Source organism: Nostoc sp. UIC 10890 (assembly GCF_054786515.1).
The window spans coordinates 1,275,037-1,300,418 of the sequence record NZ_JBSGKF010000001.1; the positions used below are offsets into that span (position 1 = coordinate 1,275,037).

General features: G+C 40.6%; 26 protein-coding genes and 1 pseudogene. 12 read left to right on the plus strand and 15 right to left on the minus strand.

Translation table 11 applies throughout. From position 1 onward, the window contains the following. Nucleotides 1–154: 154 nt before the first annotated feature. The 10 genes from ACWATR_RS04995 to ACWATR_RS05040 all read right to left on the minus strand — a co-directional run bounded on the left by ACWATR_RS04995 (nt 155) and on the right by ACWATR_RS05040 (nt 10,934). Nucleotides 155–1,225 (minus strand): GNAT family N-acetyltransferase, encoded by a 1,071-nt coding sequence (locus ACWATR_RS04995; protein WP_460330046.1) that lies wholly within the window; start codon nt 1,223–1,225, stop codon nt 155–157. Nucleotides 1,226–1,260: 35 nt separating this feature from the next. Then, complete coding sequence (locus ACWATR_RS05000; RefSeq protein ID WP_460330048.1) at nt 1,261–2,121, minus strand: hypothetical protein; 861 nt, start codon at nt 2,119–2,121, stop codon at nt 1,261–1,263. A 40-nt stretch (nt 2,122–2,161) separates the two neighbouring features. After that, on the minus strand, nt 2,162–2,818 hold the full coding sequence (locus tag ACWATR_RS05005) for a sugar transferase (RefSeq protein WP_460330050.1): 657 nt from the start codon (nt 2,816–2,818) through the stop codon (nt 2,162–2,164). Nucleotides 2,819–2,873: 55 nt separating this feature from the next. Further along, nucleotides 2,874–4,178: a hypothetical protein gene (locus ACWATR_RS05010; protein ID WP_460330052.1), complete on the minus strand. Its 1,305-nt coding sequence runs from the start codon at nt 4,176–4,178 to the stop codon at nt 2,874–2,876. Next, nucleotides 4,156–5,409 (minus strand): glycosyltransferase family 4 protein, encoded by a 1,254-nt coding sequence (locus ACWATR_RS05015; protein WP_460330054.1) that lies wholly within the window; start codon nt 5,407–5,409, stop codon nt 4,156–4,158. The genes ACWATR_RS05010 and ACWATR_RS05015 overlap by 23 nt, the downstream gene beginning before the upstream one ends. 385 nt (nt 5,410–5,794) lie before the next feature. Then, nucleotides 5,795–6,994 carry an O-antigen ligase family protein gene (locus ACWATR_RS05020; protein ID WP_460330056.1) on the minus strand — a complete coding sequence of 400 codons (1,200 nt, stop codon included), beginning with the start codon at nt 6,992–6,994 and terminating at the stop codon, nt 5,795–5,797. A 152-nt stretch (nt 6,995–7,146) separates the two neighbouring features. Beyond that, nucleotides 7,147–7,341 (minus strand): hypothetical protein, encoded by a 195-nt coding sequence (locus ACWATR_RS05025; RefSeq protein WP_460330058.1) that lies wholly within the window; start codon nt 7,339–7,341, stop codon nt 7,147–7,149. Further along, nucleotides 7,322–8,560, minus strand: a complete 1,239-nt coding sequence (locus ACWATR_RS05030; protein WP_460330060.1) for a lipopolysaccharide biosynthesis protein — start codon at nt 8,558–8,560, stop codon at nt 7,322–7,324. The genes ACWATR_RS05025 and ACWATR_RS05030 overlap by 20 nt, the downstream gene beginning before the upstream one ends. Then, entirely contained in the window at nt 8,547–8,684 is a 138-nt protein-coding gene (locus ACWATR_RS05035; RefSeq protein WP_460330062.1) for a hypothetical protein, read from the minus strand. The genes ACWATR_RS05030 and ACWATR_RS05035 overlap by 14 nt, the downstream gene beginning before the upstream one ends. A 246-nt stretch (nt 8,685–8,930) precedes the next feature. Continuing rightward, nucleotides 8,931–10,934 (minus strand): polysaccharide biosynthesis protein, encoded by a 2,004-nt coding sequence (locus tag ACWATR_RS05040; RefSeq protein WP_460330063.1) that lies wholly within the window; start codon nt 10,932–10,934, stop codon nt 8,931–8,933. Between the two features lie 1,199 nt (nt 10,935–12,133). Between ACWATR_RS05040 and ACWATR_RS05045 the strand changes: the two genes are divergently transcribed. Continuing rightward, complete coding sequence (locus tag ACWATR_RS05045; RefSeq protein WP_460340200.1) at nt 12,134–12,811, plus strand: polysaccharide deacetylase family protein; 678 nt, start codon at nt 12,134–12,136, stop codon at nt 12,809–12,811. A gap of 200 nt (nt 12,812–13,011) precedes the next feature. On the opposite strand, the gene ACWATR_RS05050 is transcribed toward ACWATR_RS05045, so the two are convergent. Both ACWATR_RS05050 and ACWATR_RS05055 read right to left on the minus strand, forming a co-directional pair. Beyond that, nucleotides 13,012–13,443, minus strand: a complete 432-nt coding sequence (locus tag ACWATR_RS05050; protein ID WP_460330065.1) for a DUF6006 family protein — start codon at nt 13,441–13,443, stop codon at nt 13,012–13,014. A gap of 172 nt (nt 13,444–13,615) precedes the next feature. Next, entirely contained in the window at nt 13,616–14,593 is a 978-nt protein-coding gene (locus ACWATR_RS05055) for a carbohydrate kinase family protein (RefSeq protein ID WP_460330067.1), read from the minus strand. Nucleotides 14,594–14,956: 363 nt separating this feature from the next. Here ACWATR_RS05055 and pedR point away from each other — a divergent pair, with 363 nt between their 5' ends. The 4 genes from pedR to rfbB all read left to right on the plus strand — a co-directional run bounded on the left by pedR (nt 14,957) and on the right by rfbB (nt 18,567). Further along, the gene (pedR, locus tag ACWATR_RS05060; RefSeq protein WP_069073632.1) at nt 14,957–15,220 is read left to right on the plus strand and encodes a photosynthetic electron transport-dependent transcriptional regulator PedR; all 264 of its coding nucleotides are present in this window, start codon (nt 14,957–14,959) and stop codon (nt 15,218–15,220) included. A gap of 431 nt (nt 15,221–15,651) precedes the next feature. After that, nucleotides 15,652–16,353: a DUF6391 domain-containing protein gene (locus ACWATR_RS05065; RefSeq protein ID WP_460330069.1), complete on the plus strand. Its 702-nt coding sequence runs from the start codon at nt 15,652–15,654 to the stop codon at nt 16,351–16,353. Between the two features lie 71 nt (nt 16,354–16,424). Next, nucleotides 16,425–17,420 carry a glycosyltransferase gene (locus ACWATR_RS05070; protein ID WP_460330071.1) on the plus strand — a complete coding sequence of 332 codons (996 nt, stop codon included), beginning with the start codon at nt 16,425–16,427 and terminating at the stop codon, nt 17,418–17,420. A gap of 79 nt (nt 17,421–17,499) precedes the next feature. Then, nucleotides 17,500–18,567 (plus strand): dTDP-glucose 4,6-dehydratase, encoded by a 1,068-nt coding sequence (rfbB, locus tag ACWATR_RS05075; RefSeq protein ID WP_460330073.1) that lies wholly within the window; start codon nt 17,500–17,502, stop codon nt 18,565–18,567. A 15-nt stretch (nt 18,568–18,582) separates the two neighbouring features. Here rfbB and ACWATR_RS05080 read toward each other — a convergent pair whose 3' ends face one another. Further along, nucleotides 18,583–18,876 carry an addiction module antidote protein gene (locus ACWATR_RS05080; protein WP_460330075.1) on the minus strand — a complete coding sequence of 98 codons (294 nt, stop codon included), beginning with the start codon at nt 18,874–18,876 and terminating at the stop codon, nt 18,583–18,585. Between the two features lie 188 nt (nt 18,877–19,064). Between ACWATR_RS05080 and ACWATR_RS05085 the strand changes: the two genes are divergently transcribed. Both ACWATR_RS05085 and ACWATR_RS05090 read left to right on the plus strand, forming a co-directional pair. After that, nucleotides 19,065–20,258 (plus strand): serine/threonine protein kinase, encoded by a 1,194-nt coding sequence (locus ACWATR_RS05085; RefSeq protein ID WP_460330077.1) that lies wholly within the window; start codon nt 19,065–19,067, stop codon nt 20,256–20,258. Nucleotides 20,259–20,320: 62 nt separating this feature from the next. Continuing rightward, nucleotides 20,321–20,947: a type I restriction endonuclease gene (locus ACWATR_RS05090; RefSeq protein ID WP_460330079.1), complete on the plus strand. Its 627-nt coding sequence runs from the start codon at nt 20,321–20,323 to the stop codon at nt 20,945–20,947. Between the two features lie 124 nt (nt 20,948–21,071). Here the strand turns inward: ACWATR_RS05090 and msrA are convergent, their stop codons facing one another. Then, on the minus strand, nt 21,072–21,740 hold the full coding sequence (msrA, locus tag ACWATR_RS05095; RefSeq protein ID WP_460330081.1) for a peptide-methionine (S)-S-oxide reductase MsrA: 669 nt from the start codon (nt 21,738–21,740) through the stop codon (nt 21,072–21,074). Continuing rightward, nucleotides 21,694–21,855 carry a hypothetical protein gene (locus tag ACWATR_RS05100; RefSeq protein ID WP_322636813.1) on the minus strand — a complete coding sequence of 54 codons (162 nt, stop codon included), beginning with the start codon at nt 21,853–21,855 and terminating at the stop codon, nt 21,694–21,696. Before ACWATR_RS05100 ends, msrA begins: the two co-directional genes overlap by 47 nt. Before the next feature lie 51 nt (nt 21,856–21,906). On the opposite strand from ACWATR_RS05100, the pseudogene ACWATR_RS05105 reads away from it, so the two are divergent. From ACWATR_RS05105 to ACWATR_RS05125, 5 genes and pseudogenes are all read left to right on the plus strand, one after another. Next, a pseudogene (locus ACWATR_RS05105) lies at nt 21,907–22,332 on the plus strand (YidH family protein); the annotation flags it as partial. A 264-nt stretch (nt 22,333–22,596) separates the two neighbouring features. After that, the gene (locus ACWATR_RS05110) at nt 22,597–23,448 is read left to right on the plus strand and encodes an STAS domain-containing protein (RefSeq protein ID WP_460330083.1); all 852 of its coding nucleotides are present in this window, start codon (nt 22,597–22,599) and stop codon (nt 23,446–23,448) included. Between the two features lie 13 nt (nt 23,449–23,461). Continuing rightward, nucleotides 23,462–23,812 (plus strand): STAS domain-containing protein, encoded by a 351-nt coding sequence (locus tag ACWATR_RS05115; protein ID WP_460330085.1) that lies wholly within the window; start codon nt 23,462–23,464, stop codon nt 23,810–23,812. Nucleotides 23,813–23,891: 79 nt separating this feature from the next. Then, entirely contained in the window at nt 23,892–24,335 is a 444-nt protein-coding gene (locus tag ACWATR_RS05120; RefSeq protein ID WP_460330087.1) for an anti-sigma regulatory factor, read from the plus strand. 1 nt (nt 24,336) lies between these two features. Continuing rightward, nucleotides 24,337–25,344, plus strand: a complete 1,008-nt coding sequence (locus ACWATR_RS05125; protein ID WP_460330089.1) for an ATP-binding SpoIIE family protein phosphatase — start codon at nt 24,337–24,339, stop codon at nt 25,342–25,344. Nucleotides 25,345–25,382 lie beyond the last annotated feature (38 nt).

The window sequence follows — 25,382 nt, forward strand, 5'->3', positions numbered from 1 at the left end:
CACATTTTGTAATTTTGCATGGATCATAAATTAAAAAATATCGTTGTTTTGTTGTCATTTGCTGTGACTCTAGAGATTTAGAAAATTCATCAAATGAATTTATTTTTTGGACAATAATACAATTAAAAAGCAGAATTGTTCATTTTATGGGTATTCAACATGAACGATAGGCAGGGAAAAATTTTGACTCAAGTAGAGTTTCTGGGTCAGTTTTTAAAGATTTTGCTCGTAATTCGACCAAATCAATATATTTTTCTTCGTCTGTAATTAAGCGCAGTGTTAAAAAGGGATGTCTTTGTTTAGAAAAGCCTGCTTTGAATTTGTAGAGACTATCTTTAGCTGCACCAAGACCGCCACCCAAATGTAAAACTTTATTTCCACGTTCTTTAGACCAAAAACGAACATAATCAAACATTAATTTGCTGGGAGCTTGTTTCAAAAATTCATTTTTTGTTCCTCCAAGATGGTATTGAACTATTCCACAACATTCAGTAAATATTCCAGCGCAGGCAATTTGATTATCTAACTCTACAATACATAAATGAATATTATTATTCAAATTCGCCAGAGATAGAAAATATTTGTAGTCAAAGTAAAAATCTTTTTTAGCTTCTACACGCTCCATTGTTTGAGTATATACGTCAATGAAATCATCTAGATAATCTTCAAGCTTAACTATTTTTGCAGTCAATCCAGACCGTTTACATCTATTGATAGAAGTGCGGTGTTCCGGCCGTGTTTGCTGCCATATTTCTGCTTCTGAAAGACTTAAATTGATAGATACAGTTTCTCCTGCTACTTGACAAAATTCAGATAAAAAAACTTCATCACACCCCTGATTGAGTATTGGATGCAGGCGCAAGAATGCTGAACAAACGTTCTTTGATAAAAATACAAATTTTAGCTTTTCAAGTGCCAAATTTAAAAAAATAGGTGTGTTAGCTGCCGCTTCACTTAACAGAAATCCAGGATAACCATAAGGCGAGACAACATCAAATACTTCTGGTCTCGTGAACTCGCCGTCAAATAAATCATCACAGCGGCGCAGCAAATAAGGTAAAAAAAATATTTTTTCACCATCGACTATCAAAATAGCCTCTGGTATTGATTGGGTTCTTTGCGACTCTAGATATACATATTCAGGCAAATGGTAAATATCATAACTAAGCTTTTCTAGCGTTTGTAACCACAAAGGGTTAGCTAAATCAATTACTTGAATATTCATCTTTAAAAAATTACGAATTACGAACTACAAATTGTTCAGCTATGCCCGACAAGGCGATAATATTTATGTGGATATCGCCAGTGAATAAATTGCTCAATAATGGGGTTTATCTGCACCTTTGCAGGGATATGCTTTACCTGAAAACCCATTCCCTCTTTGAAAATACAGAGTTTTTCATCTTCACGAGAGTGAAGTCCGTTGACAAGCTCACGAATTAACCCAGATCGCCGACAGACCTGTGCAAATTCAAATAGCAATCCCGTACCAATGTTAGTAGATAATGCTTCAGTAGCGATGACTACTTCATCGATGTAAGCAATACCGTTGACGGCGTATCCTGTAACATAACCGCAAAGGTCTGTACCGTTAAGACCTGCAAGAATCAACCGCCGTTCAGGGGCGACATAATTAGCCAGTCTCGTCAAATAGTCTTTTTTTGAAGGTATTTGACGATAAGCTGTTCGCTTTAATGCCGAAAAAAAGACTTCATAACCCTGCTCCTGCAATAGCGTGAGTTCGTTTAACTGCACAATCTTTACTCGCTTGTAACACCTTCGTAGATGATTTCGCCGATTTGATGTCAGACTTTGGAGATCATAGTTTTGTAGGTTGGGCAACCAGTGAATTGGCATTGAGGCGTTAGCAGACGTTGCATCAACCTCAGATAATGTTGTTTGGAATCCCCAAGATAATGGTGTTGGAGAGTTTGCTTCTTCAGCACTCAAGCGTGCCAACCAATGAAGTGGCTGATAGAAACCTCGAGATGTCTCCTTCCAGTAGCGATCGCGATGGCGAATAACATGCGTTCCCTGTTTGCTGTACCAATCAGCACATTCTTCTTCTGTCATTGAGGTTAACACCGCTACCGATACATTTTCTATCTGTTGAAAACTCATGTTTCTCTAGCTCCTATAATTCTATTGCTTAGGAAAACCCCTATTGTTCTTTAAGTTGACCCTTGAATTCCTCCGATGTAACGTGGCCTTCTTGGGTGATGCTCTTTCGTTGTATTACCTGCCATATAGTCATAAACAGAATTTTCAGGTCAAGCCACAGACTCCAGTTATCGATATACCAAACATCCAACTGAAATTTTTTATTCCAAAATTGATCCAATTTGCGACGACCATTAACTTGCGCCCAGCCAGTAATACCCGGCTTCACTTCATGGCGACGTGCTTGTTTAGGGGTATAGCGGTCAAGGTACTTTACTAATAATGGCCGTGGACCAATGAAACTCATATCTCCTTTCAAAACATTCCAAAGTTGAGGTAATTCATCAAGGCTAGTTTGACGTAGGAATTGACCAAAAGCTGTCAGGCGTTTTTCATCAGGAAGAAGATTGCCTTCAGTATCACGTTCATTGGTCATAGTGCGGAATTTGTAAAAGTTAAAAATCCTAGCATTTTGACCGGGGCGAGGTTGGGTGAAAATAACTGGATAACCCATACGAAAATAAATAGCGATCGCAATTATCAATATCACCGGAGAAAGAAACAATAGGGCGATCGCTGCTACAAATCTATCTAATATAGACTTGATTAATCTGCTATTTTTTATAAGAATATGTTGCGGCAAATATTTGCTGTTCATAGCTGTATTCTTCACTTTTGTCAAGGTAAAAATCAGGAATCAAGGTATATCACTTTCATCGAAGAAATTGAGCGCAGATACTTTGCTTGTCCCCTTTCAAGACTTTGCTGCTACTGCTGCTAGCAATTTTAAAAATATGTACACCAAGTGGTTGAAATTCGGTATTCAACACCCCATCGGTAAGCGGAACTGTCTTGTTTTCAAATAGAACAGTTGCTTCCGTGGGCGTATTAGGAAGACCAGTAAAACTAACTGAAACAGGTTCATTTGCTGAGTTGACGGCAATAACGTAGGTAGATTGATTCCAAACAATTGTCAGGAGATTAATAGAAGGAAAGCTGAGTGGCTGTTCCATGCCATAGGTGTAGAACTTCTCTGTCCTTGCTGGTCCATCGACAATCTTAAAGCTCACATTGTCCAACGTCGTGCCATACAAGATAGCCGAGCCAAGTTGTTCTGACCCTACAATCTCTCCAGCAGCCTTATGATACGTTTGCAGAATACTTTTTAGATGCGGATGGTCGCGCTCATGCCAGTAAGAAAAAATCAGAATCCCCCTAGCACCAGATACGATAGACTGCCAAAAGTCATGATATGCCCCTTCAGTTGTTGCGATCGCATTGCCTGATTCGTGAAAGAGTTCCAGAATTGCTACAGGAGTTTTTTCTCCATTCAGATAATCAGGGCCTATCGTGGCTTGTGCTAGCTTGATCCCCTTTAATGTGGTTTCCATCCGCCATCGCACCCATGCGTGTGGCACTCCTATATAGTTTGTGTAAACACTGGAAGGAATGATATCCAAATAAGGTACATACTGCTGGACACTCGTAGCATCATAGTGACCGGGGATGTACATATAATTTGGTCGTTTTTTTGGGTCATATTTGCGTGTCCAATTTGCATAATTGGTGACTATCGCCATTTCTCCATCTTTCCAATAGCGCCGTTCTTCAGGAAATTCCCACCACGCTACTCGATCGCTCTTAGCAAGAGCAGCAATCTTGTTTGCCGCTTGCACTTCTGGTATCGGCTCAGATTCACCTGGCAGGCTGGCAAGAGCGACCATCTTACCCTTAGCTACAGTCTCCAAAAAAGAGGGGGTAAAATGATATGTCTGGGCAATTTTCCATCCAAATTTCCGCACTCTCTGCATATCTTGTGCTTCGTGGATAGAGTATAGACCCAGCGGAAATTGCTTACTCTGAGGGTATATATCTTGTGCAACAACTTCTGTATTTGTTGCCGTAAACACGACGGACGCAACAACAATTCCAACACCTACTAGTAACTTTTCAGCACAGCGTAAGAATTTTATTTTCGACCAAGGCTTCCACTTTTTAAATGCTAGAATGCGTTTCATTTAAAACGTTCTGAAAAACATTTGCTAGTTTCTTGTACAAAATATCCCGATCAAACACTGTGTCTGCAAGTTTTCTTGCAGCAGCCTGAGCGCTTTGCAAGGACTCAGAGCTATTTAAAAATTTTGCAAGTTGAATTGCAGCAATTTTTGGATCATTGCTAGAAATGCTAATACCAGCACCAGACTGTTCGAGAATTTCTTTCTGCCAGCCGCCATAGTTAATCACGACTGGACGCCCTGCTGCTAGGGCATCAAAAAATTTATTAGCTGAATTATGCTCCATCTCAGGAATTGGCTTAAACAAGGAGGTGGCAATGGTACATGCAGAAAGAAGTGCTGGCATTTCAGCTTTGGAAATAGGTGGCCACATCCAGAAGTTTTTCCCCAAAATCCCTAATTGACGACTAGCTTCTCTGACTTCACTTTCACAGACACCTGAACCAACCACCAGAAATTTAGCCTCAGGGATGATATTTCTCATGTGACTTGCTAAATAAGCCAAGTAGTTGACTCCATTTATATGCCCGAATGTACCGGCGTAAACAATCAAAGGCCCGCCAGATAATTCGGGATGCTGGCAAAGAAACTCTAATCCAATTGTTTCTGAAATATTAAAACGGTCATTATCGCAAGCATTAGGAATCACTTCTACTTTCTCAGGAGGAATACCCTGTTTGACAATACCTTCTTTCATACCAGGAGAAAGCGCCACAATATGAGAAGCATTTTGATAAGCTATCAGTTCTAATTGCCGAGCCAAAAATATAGCTAATGGTGAGCGTACAGCTTTCACAGCTATTGGCAATTCTGGCCAGAGATCTCTGACTTCAAAAACATAAGGAGTGCCATGCAACCATTTTCGCAACAAAGCTGGTATTGCAATAGTAAGCGGTGTACTAGTAGCAAAAGTGAGGTCAGCTTTTTCTTCTCGCAGAACTTGTAAAGAAGACCTAACAGCAAAACTCAAAAATGCCAAAATTCTCCGCGAGAAGCTCATGTGATTACTGTAATTCAAAGGAATGACATTTAATTCAAAATTAACATTTTTTTTGTTGAACAATTTCAGGATATGAATTGCGGAAATTCCATGAATTTCTGAGTCACCGCAAAACATACAAACTTGCCATTTATCTTCGACAAGACGAGTCGAAAATTCCCAGGATCTTGTGCCTCCAGAAACTGTGGGAATAGAAAAATATTGATGTAAGTAAATTAATGTGCGAGTATCCATTAAAGTTTAACCTCTACAGAATTATTTGACTTAACAATTACATTTGAACTTTTGTAATTTTGATGCAATAGGTTGAAATATTCTCGAAGTGACTGCTTGCCAATCTGGTTTCAGGAATATTTTTCTTCTACTAAATTTCGTGCCGCCTGTCCTCTTTTTGGCAATTCTAATCGCGCGGCTAAAACCTCTTGTATACCTTTAGCGATCGCTCGCTGCTAGATTAGGCTCTACCGATCATCCCAGTCACTTCCACTTCACTTGTTAACCCAGCAATTTGATTGTGTGTGGCGCAACGTATAGGATAACAGTTGACCGTATTTGGCATTCATCAAATTCATGCATAAAAGTGATTGTCTCCTGTTCAAACTATAGATTTTAATCTCTATCAGACCCTTTGATTTTTTATAGATATAGTAGGAACTTGGTTTTGTATCAAAATTGGCAGCGCCAATATTAGGGTGATAATTGAATAGTTATCATATAATGTTCCAGAAAATAGAGAACCGATATAAATTGGTGAAGAAACTAGAGTTATAATTTTCCAGTTTTTATTTAATTTCCCTTTCCATAAAAAGATTCCATACATTGCAGTAAATCCTAGAAGAATAACACAGGGTAAAAAGCCGCCATTATATAGCAGGTCTAGATAAATATTGTGAGGATAGGAATATATGTATTTGCTTCCTTCTCCGAATAAAAAATTATCTTTTATAAAAAAAGATGTCAAGTTTTGCCAATATCCTTCCCTGACTGCAATAGAAGTAGAGGAGACACCACGATCATAAAACCAAAATACTCTAGAATCAATAATAGATTGAGAAAAATTTGAATGTATAGTGACTATAGAAATAGCAAACATTATAGATATACTAGCAAATTTTAGCCAATTTAATCTGATAGATAGTACTGTGTAAATAAAAGATAACGTCATAAAAATCCCTACTATTGTTGCACCTCTAGAACCTGTTTTAACCATTAGAGACAATGCAATAGCTAAACAGAATATTGTAATTATTAAACTAAGGATTGAAATTCTTTCTTTCTTACTAGAGTAATTTTCATGAACCAACACGAGATTTAGCAAGAAAATAGTTCCAATAATTCTGTAGTAAATATTGGGCCCAAATATAAAGGATTGTCTCGGATCGTTTCCAGAAAATTGTTGAGATAATACTCCTAGAAAAATTAGTGATATGGCAGGTAGCCATCGAATTAGCTTACAACCTGGACTATCACTTAGTAATCTCTCGATTACATGCGTTCCAAAAACAAGAATATTAACATATAGAATTCCTGATACAGCGCCAAAATAATAGTCAAAATTGTATTGATAAAATTGAATAAAAATAGTCAGGAGAGCGAGAAAAATGAATATTTGAGCAGAAATTTCTGCTGTGCTTAAAATAAAGTTTCTTCTCAATGCAAAAACTATTGTCCAAAAGACCAAAAATAAAGGAATTTCATATACTGTTTTATTTTCTCCAGAAAATGTAGAACAAAAAATCAAAAGTAAGTCAATTGGTAAAAGAATTACGTTATTAACAAAAACCTTGTCTAATGTTTTCTTAGTGATACTATTTGACATTTGTTTGCACCAGGATTATTAGTTTTATATGGTATCGATAAATAAATAATTTTGCATAATTCACTTTTTATAAGAATATTTTTTCCCAAGTTTCAACAATATTGTGAATATTAAATGAGGATTACTCAATAATCTCAAAAGCTTTTTTTTGCTCATTCCTGATACAGTCTTGCTTGCAGCGCTGTGTTAACCAGAAAATCTATCAGGAAGCGATCGCAATCAATGTGTCGCAAAATGTACACTAACCAGGTTTTGATTCCACCACTTTTCATCCCCGCAACAACATAGAGGATAAGTATTAAATGCTCATCGACCTTCTGGATATCTCTAGAGTTTGTGTAGTGCATGGAAGATAACTCCTAAACTAAAAATTGTTTGGACAATAGTTGCAATAACTAGTGCGATCGCTGCTCCTAACAATCCCAAACTAGGTAGCAGCCATAGACAGACTATCGTTGAGATAGTTAGTACCATCACAAACAAAGGCATTTGGATGCGAAAGTACTGACATGCCGTCATTCCATAGCTCAGGAAGGACGATACATAGTTAATTCCAGCCGCAACCATCAACCAGATAAACAAATTTGTTTGCTCGGCATATTCAGGTCGATACAGAAGAGTCAGGATCTGATGTCCAGCTACAACAGCTATCAAAACACCTGTTCCGCCCAATAAGGCAGCGATTCCTACCAGCTTGAGTAAGAGTCTATGAAAAGCCATAGCATCTTTAGCCGCGTAATACTTAGCTAGCCTAGAAATGCTTGACTCTCCTAAGGCATTTACTACTATGCTTCCTGCCACCATCAGGTAGGCAATGGCTGCAAAAATCCCCAATTCCCGCTCACCTAAATATCGCTCAATAAAGTAGCGGGGAATATTGGTATTGAGTGAAATTAGCATCATCACAAACCCCAGAGGCAAACAGAGCCATACCAGCTTTACTAGGGTTTTTTGATGCCAGCGCGGTTGCAATTGTGACCTTTGTAGCATCAAGATACCACTGCGAATGTCCCAAGCGACTAACACCACTGCCCAAGCGAAGACTAAACCCACTACTCCCCACAGAATATGTCCGGATATATATACTCCAATGCCCAGTAGTAGAAGTGATAGAGGGCCTTTAATCATCAACGATACTGCAATCCTATCCATGCGTTCATGTAGCTGAATCAGTCCATGAAATATGTCGCTAATAGACTCGAATGACTTTGCTAAACCCATCAAGAAGATAACTAGAGATGTTTCCCATCGAAAGCCCCCTAACAAACTAATAAGCGTAATGATCACAAGTGCTAAAGCTGTCGAAATTAGTCTTAGCCCCAGGTAATCGCTAAAAGAATACTTTTTTCTGGCATCTGTTGCTTGGACAATTCGCAACTGAAGATTTGTCAACATGATTACAGGTGCTGTTATCGCCAGCCCCAAGGTAAACTGTCCTACCATCTCTGGACTGCCAAGTTTAGCCAGTATCACCAACATTCCCCACTGGCAAGCTGCATAAACTAAATTACCGGCGAAAGTCCAGGAAAAGTTGCCGCGTAGTGTTAGTGGCTTATGTTGTTGCATCTGCTTTAGTCATTACCCTCATCCAATTTTGCAGTTCGATACCAAACACAACAATGATTTCATAACCATCCACACAGGCTATCCATTTACCACTATCAAGCTTGTGAGGATCGATATTATGCATTCCGGTTTTATTCCACCCATAACCACTTGCTTTGATAATTGGATTACCTTTAACTGCTTTTTCTTATTACGAAAGTTTTTGCTAGTGGTTTTAAAAAGGAAAAATACATTTTTTTTAGACTAAGTAGCCTATTTAGCTTCTGTAATAAGCCGTGATATTCATAGATGATTTTCATGCCAATAGCCTAAATAAAATGTAGAATTGCTTGATGAATTATCCATCGATTTATGGTCTAAATACTCTCTTTTATATAACCCCTCCTGATTCCACTTTCGCTAGTTTCTTTTTATTTGAATCTGTGATGACAGCACCGTTTTTTAAAACGTTTCTTTGTTCATTAATTTCTAAATATTTAGGTTTGTATCCTGACACCAGTTGTTCCAGTAATAACATAATGCAATTAACATCATTTTTAGCTGCTGCAATACACAATGCTTCTACAGTAATAGCGAGATTTTCTGAAATAATTCGACTGCTATTTTTTACTATTAACAATTTCTCATGTTGAGTTGGTTCGTACTCTTCTCCCTCTATAAAAAGTTCTTCAAATAACTTTTCCCCAGGTCTTAAGCCTGTAAACACTATGTCAATATCTTTATTGACTTCATATCCCGAAAGACGAATTAATTCCTTCGCTAAGTCAACAATTTTTACAGGTTCGCCCATATTCAGCATTAAGACTTCACCACCACGACTCAATACCGCAGCCTGTAAAACAAGTTGCACTGCTTCCGGGATGGTCATGAAATAACGACAGATATCGGGATGTGTAACAGTTACTGGTCCACCTGAAGCAATTTGTTTTTTGAAAGTGGGAACTACGCTACCGCGACTACCCAAAACATTGCCAAAACGCACAACAACATAAGGTTTACCTGTTTCTTTTGCAGCTTGCAGCACTAACATTTCGGCAACTCTCTTACTCGCACCCATGACACTAGTGGGATTCACAGCTTTATCTGTGGAAATCATCACAAAGTTTTGAACATTGTATTGCAGCGCCATATCCAATAAGTTTTTTGTTCCAAGTACATTGTTAGTGATTGCTTCTGATGAATTTAATTCCATCAGAGGAACGTGCTTATGAGCAGCCGCATGAAAAATCACGTTAGGTTGAAATTGTTCAAAAGCTTGTTTTAGGCGAACGCTATCACGAATATCGCCAATAAAGGTATAAATACGAGAGGTGTATTGCTGTGTTTTACTATCATTTTCGAGTATTTGGATCAGTTGTTCTAGTTCTTGTTGGATATTAAATACAGAATTCTCCCCGTGTCCAATAAGTATTATTTCCGCGGGATGACACTTGAAAATTTGACGGCAAAGTTCACTACCAATTGATCCTCCTGCACCTGTAATTAGTACTGTCTTACCTTTGATAAATTTATGCACTTGCTCAATATCAGTTTGTATGGGTTCTCGTCTGAGCAAATCCTCAATCCTGACATCTCGAATGCTATCTACTCGTACACGATCATTGAGGATTTCATATATTCCAGGTAAAGTACTAGTTTGTATTCCAGTGGCTTTGCAAATATCTACGATTTCTCGAATGACATGACCAGGAAGCGTAGGTATAGCAATGATAACTTTGTGGATTTGGAGAGATTTCAAAGTATCAGGAATTTGGTGGCGATTTCCTACGACTGGAATACCGCGAATTTGGACATTTAATTTCCGTGGATCGTCGTCAATGAAGGCAACAGCATGAAAGCCTAGTTTGGGGTTGTTTTGCATATCTTGCACAAGAGAAACTCCGGCACTACCAGCACCAATAATCAGCACTCGCTCCCGTGGATTAAATACTCCTTGACGTTGAATAAATCTTTCCACAACTCGAAAACTGAAACGTAACATTCCTATGAAAATACACGACAATAATCCATCAATAAATGGTAGCGATCGCGGCAGATTATCTATTACAAAAGGCAACATGTAATGAAGAAGATTAAATGTCATGCTTTGGATGACTATTGCACTTACCATCAACATAGCTATATATGTCAGTTCCTCAACACTGGCATAGCGCCAGTAGCGCCTATAAAAACCAAAACTCCAAAATACAATTAGTTTAACTACTAAAAATAATAGGGTTGCGATTCCTAGTTGTGATATGTGTGATTGAAGATCGAGAGAGCCGTCTAAACGTATAATCAGCGTTAATAAGGGAGTAATTGAAAAAATAATGATATCAAAAATTAATAAGTGTGTATTTCTTAGCTCCAGCAGCTTTTTTAAGAAATTTTTCATCAATTTTTGAAAGATTCTAATTAAGAGTTTCATACTTCCAAAGACCTCCTGAGCAAGCTACAGAATCATCCATTTTGTACATAAATATCCATTCAGAGAATATTTAATATCGTCAACTAACTTAAAAAATGATGTTTGTATGCCTGGAACGTCTGAAGGGACAGAGAGCATTTGCTCCTAACTACAGGATTTAGTTGGAGGTATAGCAATACTTCTTGGATAATTACTCTTCACCTATGCTGTGTTTCGGAATGCATGTTAAGGGGAAAAGGTAAGGCGTAAATTAAAACCCTTTTCCTTTTAACCGAGAAATACTGGGATACATATAGGATTGATATTTGATTTCTGAAAAAACTCAGTACAACTAAGAAGCCTTATTGACTGTTGCCTGTTGCCTATTGCCTATTGCCTATCTACGCAAATTCGTTCAGAAATCAAAGCGGATTTCTATAGCACAACTCTTATGTTTGCACTAGTTTGTATTTACACTTGAGTTGTCTTAAGCAATTGTTTAATTGTTATAGTTTGCCTTGATAATTCTAGACAAGTTATGTCCTGAAAAACCGGATATTTAAACTAACGTCTTCTTGTATCTAGCACCACACGGTAGTTTTGATTGATTCTTTGTTTTGCAAGTTAGTGGCGTCGTTATCTTTATGGGATGAGTGGATATCATATCTAACAATGTACCTATAAGAACACCAAATTGGTAATTGATAAGAGTTCAAATTTGTGTAACCTAACACTTAAGGTTAGTAATAATTACGTTGTATATAACTAAACGTAGCTATTATTATTACTATATTGAACTAGAAAAGTTATACCAAATTATAGTTGCATACGTCACGCCAATTTGGCATTACTTTTCTAGTAACCGTTCAGGGGGGTTATAACCCGCAGCCGACGGCTGTAATAAACTCCCTCTCGACAACAATTATTATTACTATTTAGTTTCTAGCCTCGCTCATAATCTTTACTGAGACGACGATATCGGTTGAACCATATCATTTCACTTTTATGAGAGCTGCTGAAAGATATCCTGTGCTTCCTTGCCCCTCCTGTGGCAATCGCTTACCAAGGCATCCAATTTGGCTAGAATATTGAGGCATTGTATGCGTTGCGATGTCTACGACGGGCTACGCCTACGCAGTTTCCTAAGCAACACCTACAAAAAGTTGTCAGCAGTAGATAAACGCAAAATGCAACTAGCTCCCCTGTTCCCAATTTTCTACCGCATTCTCCAGCCGAGTTTTCCCAACTGCCTTTGGACTGGAAATTCTCATACTAAAGCGATCGCACTCACGTTCGACGATGGGCCACATCCGCAATACACACCCGAAGTATTGGCTGTATTAGATCGTTACAACATTACAGCGAGTTTTTTTTGGTTGGGTATTTGCGTCAACCGTTCACCAGGTATTGCTAAAGCCGTTAGCGATCGCGGACACTGGATTGGATTGCATGGCTACGATCATCGCTCTTTTCCCATGCTTTCCCCAAATGACCTAAAGGACAGTTTAGAAAAAACCCAAGCTGCTATCTACAATGCCTGCAACCTGCAACCTGAACAAGTGCGGGATGTCCGCCCTCCCAATGGTTTATTTACACCTGCGACTTTAAAATTATTCTTTGAGTGGAATTACCGTTCAGTGATGTGGAGCGTTGTACCAGAAGATTGGGTACGACCAGGTGTCAACACCGTAGTGCAGCGAATTATGCAGCAGGTGAAAAATGGTTCAATGATTGTCTTGCATGATGGTGCTTGCGGTGGACAAGATGTTGCTGCGACAATTCAAATTCTCATTCCGCAACTGCTACAACAAGGTTATGAGTTTGTAACTGTTGATACTCTATGGCAGCAAGTTAAGGCTAACTAAAGTACTAGTACAACACGGCGGAAATAAACCAATCATTCCAAATCAACGAAACCCTTATGCTGTATTCATTTTTAATTTTTAATTTTTAATTCCGCCTTGCGGTACTAGCCTATCAAGTTAATACAAATGTGGTGCTGGCGTGTTTAGTACTCAAAATTAGCGATCGCTTATCTACACATTTTGCATAATTTGGCAAATGTTTATCTGCGATTACGACATTGTAATGGGTAGCGCTTACCCCGCCATGTCGTCCAACCATCCGCGATTTTAGTACGACTGTTGTATTTGAGATACCAGTTATCTTGTTCTGCACCTAAATAACGAATACCTAAATCCTGTCTTTGGGTGCTGGAAAAACGTTTTCCTAGAGGAACCCAGGCACTACCATTATCACTAAACCGCCCGACGAGACGGACACCAGAAGTAGTAGAACAAACATCACCACTACAACTAGTTTGTGGGTCATCGACTACTTTCCACTGCATTTGGGCTGGTCTACCGTCAATATTACAATCCCATAGACCAAAGAACCACTCACCAGCAACCTGACTGGCTTTAGCATGGCTAGATACCAATACCAAACTTGCAGGAACAATCGCTAAACCCAAAAGCCATTTTGTGATGTTTTTCATAATTCTTCGCCAATACCTTAAGCTAATCTGTACTTTCTATTCACTTATAGGTATCAGCATCGCTGTTTATGCAGCTATTAAAGTATAAAGTTTGGCATAAGAATTTTCATCCATTTTCTAGTCGGGAGTATCAGCCTTTAGTGGCTGATATCCCAGTAACTTATGCTAGTTTCTAAAGTTGGTGTGTGGCTAGAAAAGCTTCCACTTCAGCAGCAGTAGGTTGAGAAGCGATCGCACCTGCTTTAATGGTAGTCAGCGCTCCAACAGCACTGGCATAAGTGACAATGCGTTTTGCTGTTTCTGCATCCCGCAAGCCGTGGATACCATTCTGACTCAACTGATGGATAAATCCTGCCAAAAAACTATCCCCTGCACCAGTTGTATCAACTACAGGAATGGAAAACGAGGGTAATTTGCCTTCGTTTTCACCTAAACAGTAAGTGCAACCGTTTTCTCCATCTGTTACTAGTACTCCCTCAATTGAAGCCAGACGGTAAGTGATGGCTCCGGGATCTGCGGTTTCAAATAGCCATTCAGCTTCTTCTTTGGAGAGTTTGAGAAAATCGACTCGGTTAAATAATTCTGGAATTTTTTGATGGGCGATGTTTGGCTCTTTCCAAAATACAGGACGCCAGTTGACATCCAGCACAATCTTCAAGTCGTAATGTTCTGCTAACTCTAGAGCGCGGTGAATTGCCTTTTCACTTTCAGGATAGGCTAATTCCAAAGTACCCAAAACCAGAAAATCTGCTTCTTGAAACAGCGAATCTGACAATTGTTTAGCTTGCAGGTGAGTATCGGCAAATTCTGCGGTGTCATACTGACCAAATCCGGCGAAAGTGCGATCGCCAGCCAGATCCCGTGTAACATAAACTTGCCGCGTTGGTGCTGTGGGATGGCGTTGTATCCCCGTCGTCTCTACACCTACATCTTGTAATAGCTTGACCAGTGCATTCCCTGGTTCATCTTCACCAACGGCTCCGATAAATCCTGCTGGCGTCCCCAGCTTGACTAAAGCACAGGCTACATTAGCTGGTGCCCCTCCCGGATAGGGAGTCCAAGATTTTACTTCTTCCAGCTTTAGCCCTAATTGATCGGCTAAACAATCAAACAAAATTTCACCAAGGCACAAAACACGGGGATTGCTCATCTCATTTTCAATTTTAGATTTCGATTTGGGATTAGGAATTTACAGTATAAAATCTACAATAGTTTTTGCTAATCTGTCGCCAGTCCTTCATAGAATTAAATAGCAATTTTTACTACTCCAATAGCATGTATATGCTTCTAATTCTTGCTTCTCTGAGCTAAGTGCTGAGAAAATATTCTTGCGATAATAAGATATATTTATTACTTTAAGAATTGCGTAGGTTATATTTATGTCAACTTGAAATCCAAAGAAAATATTGACAATCGTATTACTGCTAACACTTGAAACCCCTACCAACAAAAGAATCTTCTAGAATTAGAAAGAGCGATTAAGTACATATACCAAGGGAGGATAGAAATAGTCATGGCTGGTGGCAAGTCTGAGACCCCCGTTAGTCTGTCAGACAGAGAACTGCAAATTATCGACTTAGTAGCCGCTGGCTTAACTAACCAAGAGATTGCAGGAAAACTGGAGATTAGCAAGCGTACAGTTGATAACCATATCAGTAATATTCTCACCAAGACCGAGACAGAAAATCGAGTAGCCCTTGTCCGCTGGGCTTTACAGTGGGGCAAAGTCTGTTTGAATGATGTCAATTGCTGTACTCTACCTAACCAGATCGAATAAACAATTTACTAGTAGCAACGTAATTGCTTTGGTCTGGGATGATGCAAGCCAATTTTGAGTTTTACTGATTTTTCCCTCTCACGACTAAGTTTTCAGTGTGAACACTCTACCAAAAGTTCCGAGTCCTTCACTCAGCCGGAGTTTATGTTAGTGGAGCCAGCTGACCCTCGGACTCGGAAACTATAAAGACCAGAATTACTTATTGAGCAGAACAGATTTAGGAATGGGGAATGGGGAATGGGGAATGGGGTAATGGGGAATGGGAACTTGGGAGAAGCATCTACAATAATTCCCAATGCCCCATGCCCAATGCCCAATGCCCAATGCCCAAACAAAAAATCATCTAGAAAAATTAGCAACAATTCAGTGATGCAAGCGTTACATTTGAAAGAAATCTATGTTGCCCCATCGGCTTTGGGAGTAGTGTTCCAATGAATACTTCCGCTTATTTTCAGGGTAGCTCGTCTCCCTTTGAATTTTTTAACTTTGATTTTACGATACCTGTATCTGAGAAAGTTCCGAGTATTGAAGACCAATTTTCAGACTTTCCGCAACCCACACAAGATACCGACTTACTCAGACAGCTATCGTTTATTCCAGGGTTGAAGGAAATTTTGATGCTGCGGCAGGTTCACGCCTTAGAACACGCTACTGTTTGGGTTCTGAGCGAATCAAAAAGTGCCTATCCTGCCAGAGCAGAATCCACTAAGGTTCAACTAGATAATGAACTATTAGGCGGTTTGTCTACTGAGCAGGGATTCTACCTCTATGGTGAGGTAAATATTAGTGATTTGCGGCGTGCGGTCACACTTGCTCGATATCGCATCACCAGTGGAGAATGGGATTTGGCTGTACATCCTCGTTGTGGCACAAATTTATCAGTAGCAATGCTCTTAACGGCTGGACTAGCTGTGGGTGTGCATCTGTTGCTACCATTTCGCCCAATTGAGCAACTTATAGGTTTGGGGTTAGCAGCAACGACAGCCGCAGAACTCGCACCTGATTTAGGTTCTATGGCACAGCGTTACTTAACAACTGCTATTCCTTTTAACCTAGCAATTGAAAATATTACTCGTACACGAGATGTTTGGGGGCGTGAGGCACATTTTGTTAAAGTGGGCTGGCAAGAGTAGGGATGAGGGAGATGAAAAAGATATTGCTCTCCCATCTCCCTACTCCCCATTCCCCACTCCCCTAAAAAATTATGAGAAAACTTTACTTTTTACTCCCTGGTACAGATGACAAATTTGCCTGTGGTGGTCTTTGGGCTGAGTTAAAAGCGCTTAATTTGGCTCAGAGTTTTTGTGGTGCTGATGTTGTAACTTACCGTCAACGGGAAAAAGGTAAGCTTTTCATCGATGATTTGCTAAAAGAAAAAAATTTAAATGATGTAATTTTTGTCATTAGTTGGGGATTTGATATAGCTCAACTGGTGGCTAAACTTAAGCAATACAATGTCGTTTACCACGCACATAGTGCAGGTTATCCATTTCGGCTACCTGCGAGTATTCCGATCATGACTGTTAGCCGCTATACAATGGGATATTGGGGAGAAAAATCACCCAATTCTCTAATTTATTATTTGCCAAATCAAATTTCTGATGAGTTTCAAAATTTAGGTCTGGAACGAGATATTGATGTTTTAGTTCAGGCTCGGAAGTCTTCTGAATATTTAATTAAAGAATTGATTCCAGCGTTGCAAAAACGTTGTAAAGTATTGGTTGTTGATTCATACATTGAGGATTTACCTGGGCTATTTAACCGAGCTAAGGTTTATCTTTATGATTCTGCTGAGTACTGGGCACAACAGCGTGTTAGTGAAGGATTTGGTCTACAACCAATGGAAGCTCTTGCCTGTGGCTGTCAAGTATTTTCTAGTGTCAATGGTGGACTAGCTGATTACTTAGATCCGGGATTTAATTGCTATAAAATTGCTGGATATTCTCAAGAATATGATGTTCAACGTATTATGAAAGTAATTGAATCTTCAGTAGTATTTAGTTTGTCTGAAGAGTTTTTAGTTGAGCATCGGACTGAAAATATTATTAAGCGTTTCCAAGTTATTGTGGATGATTTGAATGAGTTTTTTGACCACAAAATCCAGCAACCATCTAATATTAAGAGTTTGACGAAAACACGTGTGGCAAAATTACTAGCTCAGAAGATATACGGGAAACTGAGGAAGAAATATTTTAAGTAATAGAAACGTAGATGCGTAGCGACTTACCACAGGCGATCGCAGAAGTGCTGAGAACACAGAGATTAAGAGAGGAAGTTAGATGAATCGGCGGTTATTAGTTACTGGTGGTGCGGGGTTTATTGGGGCGAATTTTGTCCATCATTGGTGTCAGGTTTATCCAGACGATCGCGTGGTGGTGTTAGATGCTCTTACCTACGCGGGGAATCGTCTGAATTTGGCGCTGGTTGAGGGTAGAGAGAATTTTCGGTTTGTTCAGGGGGATATTTGCGATCGCACCATCATAGACGAGCTACTATCAACGGAAAATATTGATACCATCGCCCATTTTGCCGCTGAATCTCATGTTGATCGTTCGATTCTTGGGCCAGCTGCTTTTGTCCAAACTAATGTAGTGGGAACTTTCACGCTGCTTGAAGCTTTTCGGCAACATTGGGAGACAAAAGCACGGCCATCTGATTATCGTTTCCTACACGTTTCTACTGATGAAGTGTACGGTAGCCTGGGCGCAGATGACGCAGCTTTTTGTGAAACCACACCCTACGCGCCCAATAGTCCCTATTCAGCTTCAAAAGCGGGTAGCGATCATTTAGTGCGTGCTTATTATCATACTTATCAACTTCCAACTATTATCACAAATTGCTCTAATAATTACGGACCTTATCAGTTTCCCGAAAAGCTAATTCCCCTGATGTGCATCAACACTTTGATCGGGAAACCATTACCTGTTTATGGCGATGGTAAAAATGTGCGAGATTGGCTTTATGTGGGCGATCATTGTCTGGCTCTGGATGTGGTAATTAATCATGGTGAACCAGGAGAAACATACAATATTGGTGGCAATAATGAGGTGGAAAATATCAACCTCGTCCAACTTTTGTGTCAGATGATGGATGAATTAGCTTCTGATTTACCAGTACATCCAGCCAAGCAGTTAATTACTTTTGTTAAAGATAGACAAGGACATGATCGGAGATATGCAATTAATGCAAACAAAATTAAAACTCAGCTTGGTTGGACACCTTCAGTAACAATTGCTGAGGGTTTACGTTTAACTGTTGAATGGTATCTCAATCATCGTGATTGGTGGGAACCTCTGCTGTCTGCGGAATATCAAGCTTACTATCGCAAAAATTATTCTGTAAAATAATGACCTAAAATCGGACTAACTCCATAGGTAATATCCCAGCGCCTTCATAATTGAATTGACGTTTTCAAGGCGCGGGTTGCCATTACTGGATAAGGCTTTTTGCAATCCCCGGCGTGTCATGCCTGTTTGCTCGGCTATCTCACTAATTCCTCGTACACAAGCAACAACGTGCAAAGATGCCAACAACGCGCCGGAATCATTATCTTCTGAATATTCCTGAAATATCTCGGTCAAATAATCGTCGATTTCTTCCGGGTGCTTACGGAAGTACTCTTCTTCAAATTCATCAAGTGTTCTAAATTTTCTCACCGCTTAAGTACTCCTTACAGTAAGCTTTTGCATCTTCGATATCCTGATTCTGTGTACTTTTGTCGCCTCCACACAGTACGACAACAATATTTTCTGCTTTCAAAAATTATCAGGCTCCCACAGTTTCTCTAGATAATGACTATCCTTGAATAGTAAGGGAATCAGAGTAAATTGCCAGCAGGTGTAAGATGCTGCAACCAGAACAGATATTACAAGACCGTTATCAAATTCAACGCCAACTCGGTAACAATGGAATTCGTCAAACTTGGCTAGCAAATGATTTACAGGCCGCTGATGGCGAAAATTCGACCGTTGTGGTCAAACTTTTGGCCTTTGGTGGTACTGTGCAGTGGGATGATTTGAAACTTTTTGAGAGGGAAGCACAAATTCTCAAACAGCTAAATCATCCCCGAATTCCCCGGTATATTGATTATTTTTGTATCGACGATCGCACACTATGGTTTGCCCTAATACAAGAATATATCCCTGGTGAATCACTCAAGGATAAACTTGCTGTTGGCAAAAGGTTTACTGAAAAGCGAGCGAGAAAAATTGCTGTTGAGGTTTTAAATATTCTCATGTATCTACATGAGTTGAATCCAGGGGTGTTGCATAGAGATATTAAACCAAGTAATTTAATCTGGGGCGACGATAATCGGGTTTATTTAGTTGATTTTGGCGCAGTTCAGGATAAAGCAGCAAGAGAAGGCGTTACTTTTACCGTTGTCGGTACTTATGGTTATGCGCCAATGGAACAATTTGGTGGTCGGGCGGTTGCGGCTTCAGACCTCTATGCATTGGGAGCGACTTTAATTCATTTGTTAACTGGGACTTCCCCTTCTGATTTACCCCAGCAGGATTTGCGGCTGCAATTTACAGACCGAGTTAACTTGAGTCCCAGTTTTGTCAGTTGGCTACAAAAGTTGATAGAACCCGCTCCCGAACAAAGATTTACTAGCGCCCACCAAGCGCTGAATGCTCTCAAATCAGGACTGACTGTTACATCTGTAAACAAGAATCAACTTTTGCCGCTAAGAGAAATAATCAACAATTCAGGATGCGGGATAAATAATCATAATGAAACAGTCCCAGAGGAAATTCTCGGTTGGAACTGGGGGGCATTTTTGATGCCTTGGTTGTGGATGTGGCCTAATCAAGTGTGGTATGGGCTATTCTGTTTTGTACCGCATGGTTGGTGGTTAATGGCGATCGCACTTGGTGCAAAAGGCAATGAATGGGCCTGGAAAAGTAGACCGTGGCGCAGTATTGAACAATTCAAAGCACATCAGAGAGGCTGGGCGATCGCTGGGATTCTCCTGGGAGCGCCTATTAGTATTATGTTGTGGATTCGAGCGATCGTTTTGCTCAAATCTGCACTCTAAGGCAGTCTTTTGGGTAAATCTCAACCGGGTTTTTTAGGCAGATAGCTATAAGGGTTCAACAAATGGTTCAACTTATTCAAGGAAAAGATATCACCCTAGCCCAACTGATTGATGAATTTGGCCTACAACTTGCAGACGACGAAGATTTTTTTTCAGAATGGCAGCATGATTTACTTGAGTTGAGTGACTTAGAAAAGCAATCTCTCAACGAAGTTAAGGCAGAATATTTGCATCTATCGAAATATCCTATTTTAGAACCTGTAGTCAAAATGGTGGTGCTATCTCCACTATTGCGTCTAGCAGGTTTTTATCAACCGCCTTTTTACATTGCCTCAGAACAAGAGGTAAAAATCTCTTCTGAAGACGAAGGCACGATTATCAGAGGACGTATTGACATCTTGGTGTTGCATCCTCCATTTTGGGTTTTGGTTATTGAAGCAAAACGAGCAGATTATTCTTTAGTGCCCGCAATTCCCCAAGCATTGGCTTATATGTTAGCAGATGCAACTTCGGCTAAACCTGTTTTTGGCTTTATCACCAATGGTAATGAATTTAGATTTGTCAAACTGCTAAAAACTGAAACTCCACAATACGCTCTATCTGATTTGTTTGCTTTAGATAGTCGTGATGATATATATATTGTCCTGAAAGTGTTAAAGCACCTAGCTCATCTAATTCGTAATTCGTAATCTTGTCGGGTGCAAAACATATCCCTCTCCGAGTCGGAGAGGGACAGACTTGAACTAAAGTTCAAGGTAGGGAGAGGTTCGTCGAACTCACGTTGAGTAGTTGACTACCCCACCAACTCCATTTCTAACTACTAACTTGGGATTCAACTACACCTACGGGACAAGATACATTTGTCCCTCCTAAACCACAATATCCATTGGGATTTTTAGCCAGGTATTGCTGATGGTAAGCTTCAGCGTAGTAGAATTCAGGTGCATCTAAGATTTCTGTGGTTATTTTGCCATAACCTGCACCATTGAGGGCTTGCTGATAAGCTTCCCGCGATGCTTCTGCTAGCTGCTTTTGACTTTCAGAATATACATAAATTCCCGAACGGTATTGAGTGCCAACATCATTACCTTGGCGCATTCCTTGGGTGGGATTGTGGCTTTCCCAAAAGACTTTGAGCAATTCGGTATAACTAATCACTTTGGGATCAAACACAACCAACACCACTTCATTGTGGCCAGTTTTTCCACTACATACTTCTTCATAAGTGGGGTTGGGTGTTAAACCAGCAGCATAACCCACTGCGGTGGTGTAAACTCCTTTCAGTTGCCAAAATTTGCGTTCTGCACCCCAAAAACAGCCTAAACCAAAAATTGCCTTCTCTAATCCATTGGGAAAAGGAGGTTTTAAAGGATTCTTGTTGACATAATGAGCGGCGGGTACTGACATAGATTGTGCCCTTCCTGACAAAGCTTCTTCAGGTGTAGGCATAACTGACTTTTTGCCAAATCCGAATAGTCCCATTGATTTTGACTCTGATATATATCTTTACCTTATTTACTATTCTAAAGATTCTAGCGATCGCTTGGGCTGTAAGTATTAATACTTTGTTGATATTGAAGGTGCGCTTTCGCCGCATCAAAGGCAATTGTGCCAGTTGTGTAAGTCCTGTTAGCCTCAGAAGATAATTATGGATAAAATACCGAAAATTGACCGCCAAAGAGAGCATCAAGCGAACGAACGTACCTTTCTGGCTTGGCTACGCACTTCTATTGCATTGATTGGCTTTGGTTTTGCGATCGCCCGATTTGGTATATTTCTGCGCCAGTTGAATCTTGCTATTACCCAACAAGAACCTCCGTTACATCAATTATCCAACTCGGAAAATTTGGGTGTTGCTTTGGTAATTTTTGGAATTTTGACTATTGCCTTAGCTGCATGGCGATACAACCAAGTTTTCTGGCAAATTGAAGGAGGGGACTATAGACCAAATAGGTTAATGGTTTGGATCATGACTGGAGTAGTAATTATTTTGGGGCTTCTCTGTCTTCCTTTGCTCCTATGGCGCGATAAAGTACCTTCTCGTTCTCCGGTTCCAAGTCAACCACAGTCCCGAAAGGGGAGTGTGGGGAGTGTGTTGACTTTGTACCTTTTTAGGGGTCAAAAATTCATGCACAATCCTTTCCAATCCAAGAGGAGTAAAATTTGCAGTGGGAAAAGTTATTCTTCGCGTTTTTTAAGTAATGAGTAATAAGTTAAGTAATGAGTAATGAGTAATGAGTAATGGGTATTTACTCATTACTCATTACTCATTTAATTTGGGGCTGAATCGTCATACACTGATTTTGAACTAATGAAAGCGGTTGCTCTTACAGAAACAATGAGCGAAAGTAAGATATCAGAGATATTAGAAACCTTCGAGGCCGACTTGCTGTCGGAGTGGACTCAAGAACTAGCCACTGTCAATATTCGCAGAGGCTTGATTAAAGAAGCCCATCTAAAGGAGGAGTGCCGGGAATTCCTTAGTTTGTTTCGGATTGCCGTTGGGCAGGGCAACTTTACCAATATTCAGACAGCGACATGGCAAGATATGCGGGAGATGCTCAACAGCATTTCTCGATCGCGATCGCAAAATGGTTTCACACCCTCAGAAACGGCTACATTCGTCTTTTCGTTCAAGCAACCCCTCTTCAACCGAATGCGTCAGCAATTGAAAGACCCGATTGAGTTGGGTGAAAATATCTGGTTAGCCACAAACTTACTGGATCAGCTAGGCTTGCTGACCATTGAAGTCTATCAAAAGACGCGGGAAGAGGTGATTTTGCGGCAGCAGGAAGAGTTAATGGAGCTGTCTACCCCAGTGGTGAAACTTTGGGAGGGAATTTTGGCATTGCCGATAATCGGTACTCTGGATAGTACCCGGACTCAAATGATGATGGAGTTGTTATTGCAGAAGATTGTCGAAACTGGTTCAGAAGTTGCCATTATTGATATTACCGGAGTTCCCACTGTCGATACCCTGACTGCTCAACATCTGCTCAAGACTATTACTGCCGCCCGTCTCATGGGAGCCGATTGTATGATCAGTGGCATTCGTCCTCAAATTGCCCAAACAATCGTCTATCTCGGCATTGATTTGACAAATGTAGTCACAAAAGCAACCTTAGCCGATGCCTTTCTGACGGCGCTAAAACGGTTGGGAACGACCATTACCCGCTCTCAATCCAAATAGCTGGAAGAAAGCAATGGAAAGCATTCCTATACTTAAAGTGGGCAATTTTCTACTTGTGACAATCCAAGTAGATATGCACGATCACCTTGCCATGACGCTACAAGAAGACCTGACAAACCGCATCACTCAAACTCACCCTCACGGTGTCCTGATCGATATTTCGGGATTAGAGATTGTTGATTCTTTCATTGGTAGGATTTTAGCCAACATTGCCAGAATATCAAGGGTGCTGGATACTGAGACAGTTGTCGTCGGGATGCAGCCTGCTGTGGCAATTACCCTAGTGGAATTGGGGCTATCGCTGACAGGTATTCGCACTGCCCTAAACGTTGAAAAGGGTATGGCATTGTTGCGATGTTTATGAAGATTAGAAAAAGATTACTAATTAATAGGGTTAGATGCCCTATTAATTACTCTCCTATCCCCCATCCCACCAACCTTCGGTGTGGTGGGAGTACCCCGGAGGCTTAGATGGGGTGCAGATGATGATGGAGAAGACTGAAACGATTAACATTCAATCTTCTATAGATGTAGTTTTAGTTCGGCAGTCTGTGCGCCAGCTGGCCGTGGAAATTGGCTTTGGCTTAGTAGACCAAACTAAAATTATCACCGCCGCCAGTGAGTTAGCCCGTAATACCCTAGACTACGGAGGGGGCGGTACACTCAAGCTAGAAACGCTTCAGGAAGGGCGACGACGAGGACTCCGACTGACCTTTGAAGATCGGGGGCCGGGAATTTCCGATATCGAACTGGCGCTGAAGGATGGGTTCACCACAGGCAACGGCTTAGGTATGGGGCTGGGTGGTGCCAAACGACTTGCCAACGAGTTTGAGATTCAGTCTGTGGTCGGAGAAGGAACACGGATAATAATTGTACGATGGAAATAAAATGAGAGAATCTGTCGCCGTCACAATTACTGAATCTAGCCAAACTGGGGAAGCTAGACGGGTAGCGATGGCTTTAGCAACTCGGCTCGGTTTTCAAGAAACAGAACGGGGCAAGGTTGCGATTGTGGTGACAGAAATTGCGAACAATCTGGTACAGCACGCCCACGGTGGAGTCGTGTTGCTGCGATCGCTCAAGGAAGATTCCAGAGTTGGCATTGAAATCTTATCGCTAGATAAAGGACGGGGAATGGTCGATGTGGATGAGTGTTTGCAAGATGGCTTTTCCACAGCCGGAACCTTGGGCAATGGTATGGGTGCAATTCGTCGCCTTTCTAGTTTATTGGAAATTTACTCCGTTCCCAACCAAGGTACAGCCCTTCTCGCCCATATCTGGACAGACTCAGCACCCCATCAACCTGAGAAGATTTTAGAAATTGGAGCAATCTGTTTGCCCAAACAAGGAGAAGAGGTTTCAGGAGATACCTGGGTATCGGAAGTCGATTGTTGCCGTAGTCTGTTGTTAATAGCTGATGGTTTAGGGCACGGGCCTGCGGCTGCTTCTGCTGCTGACGCAGCCGTAAGAATCTTTCAAGAACATCATCATCGTTCTCCGGGTGCGATCATCGAAGCTGCCCACGCCGCCTTGCGAAGTACGCGAGGAGCAGTACTTGCCATTGCCGAAATCGACTTTGAACAACAGTCTGTCCGCTTTGCTGGCATTGGCAACATCGCTGCTAGCATTTTCTCCTTTACTGAGCATCGCCATCTGCTATCTCACAATGGCACGGTGGGACATGAAATCAGCAAAATTCAAGAGTTTAGCTATCCCTGGTATGCCAACGGAGTTTTAATTATGCATTCTGACGGATTAAGCGCTAAGTGGCAGATTGCTCGCTATCCAGGCTTGATGCAAAAACATCCCAGCCTGATTGCAGGTGTGCTATACCGAGACTTTTACCGAGAGCGGGACGATGTTACGGTGTTAGTTGCGAAAGGAATGGGCAGATAAATAATTCGTAATTCGTAATTCGTAATTCGTAATTAAAG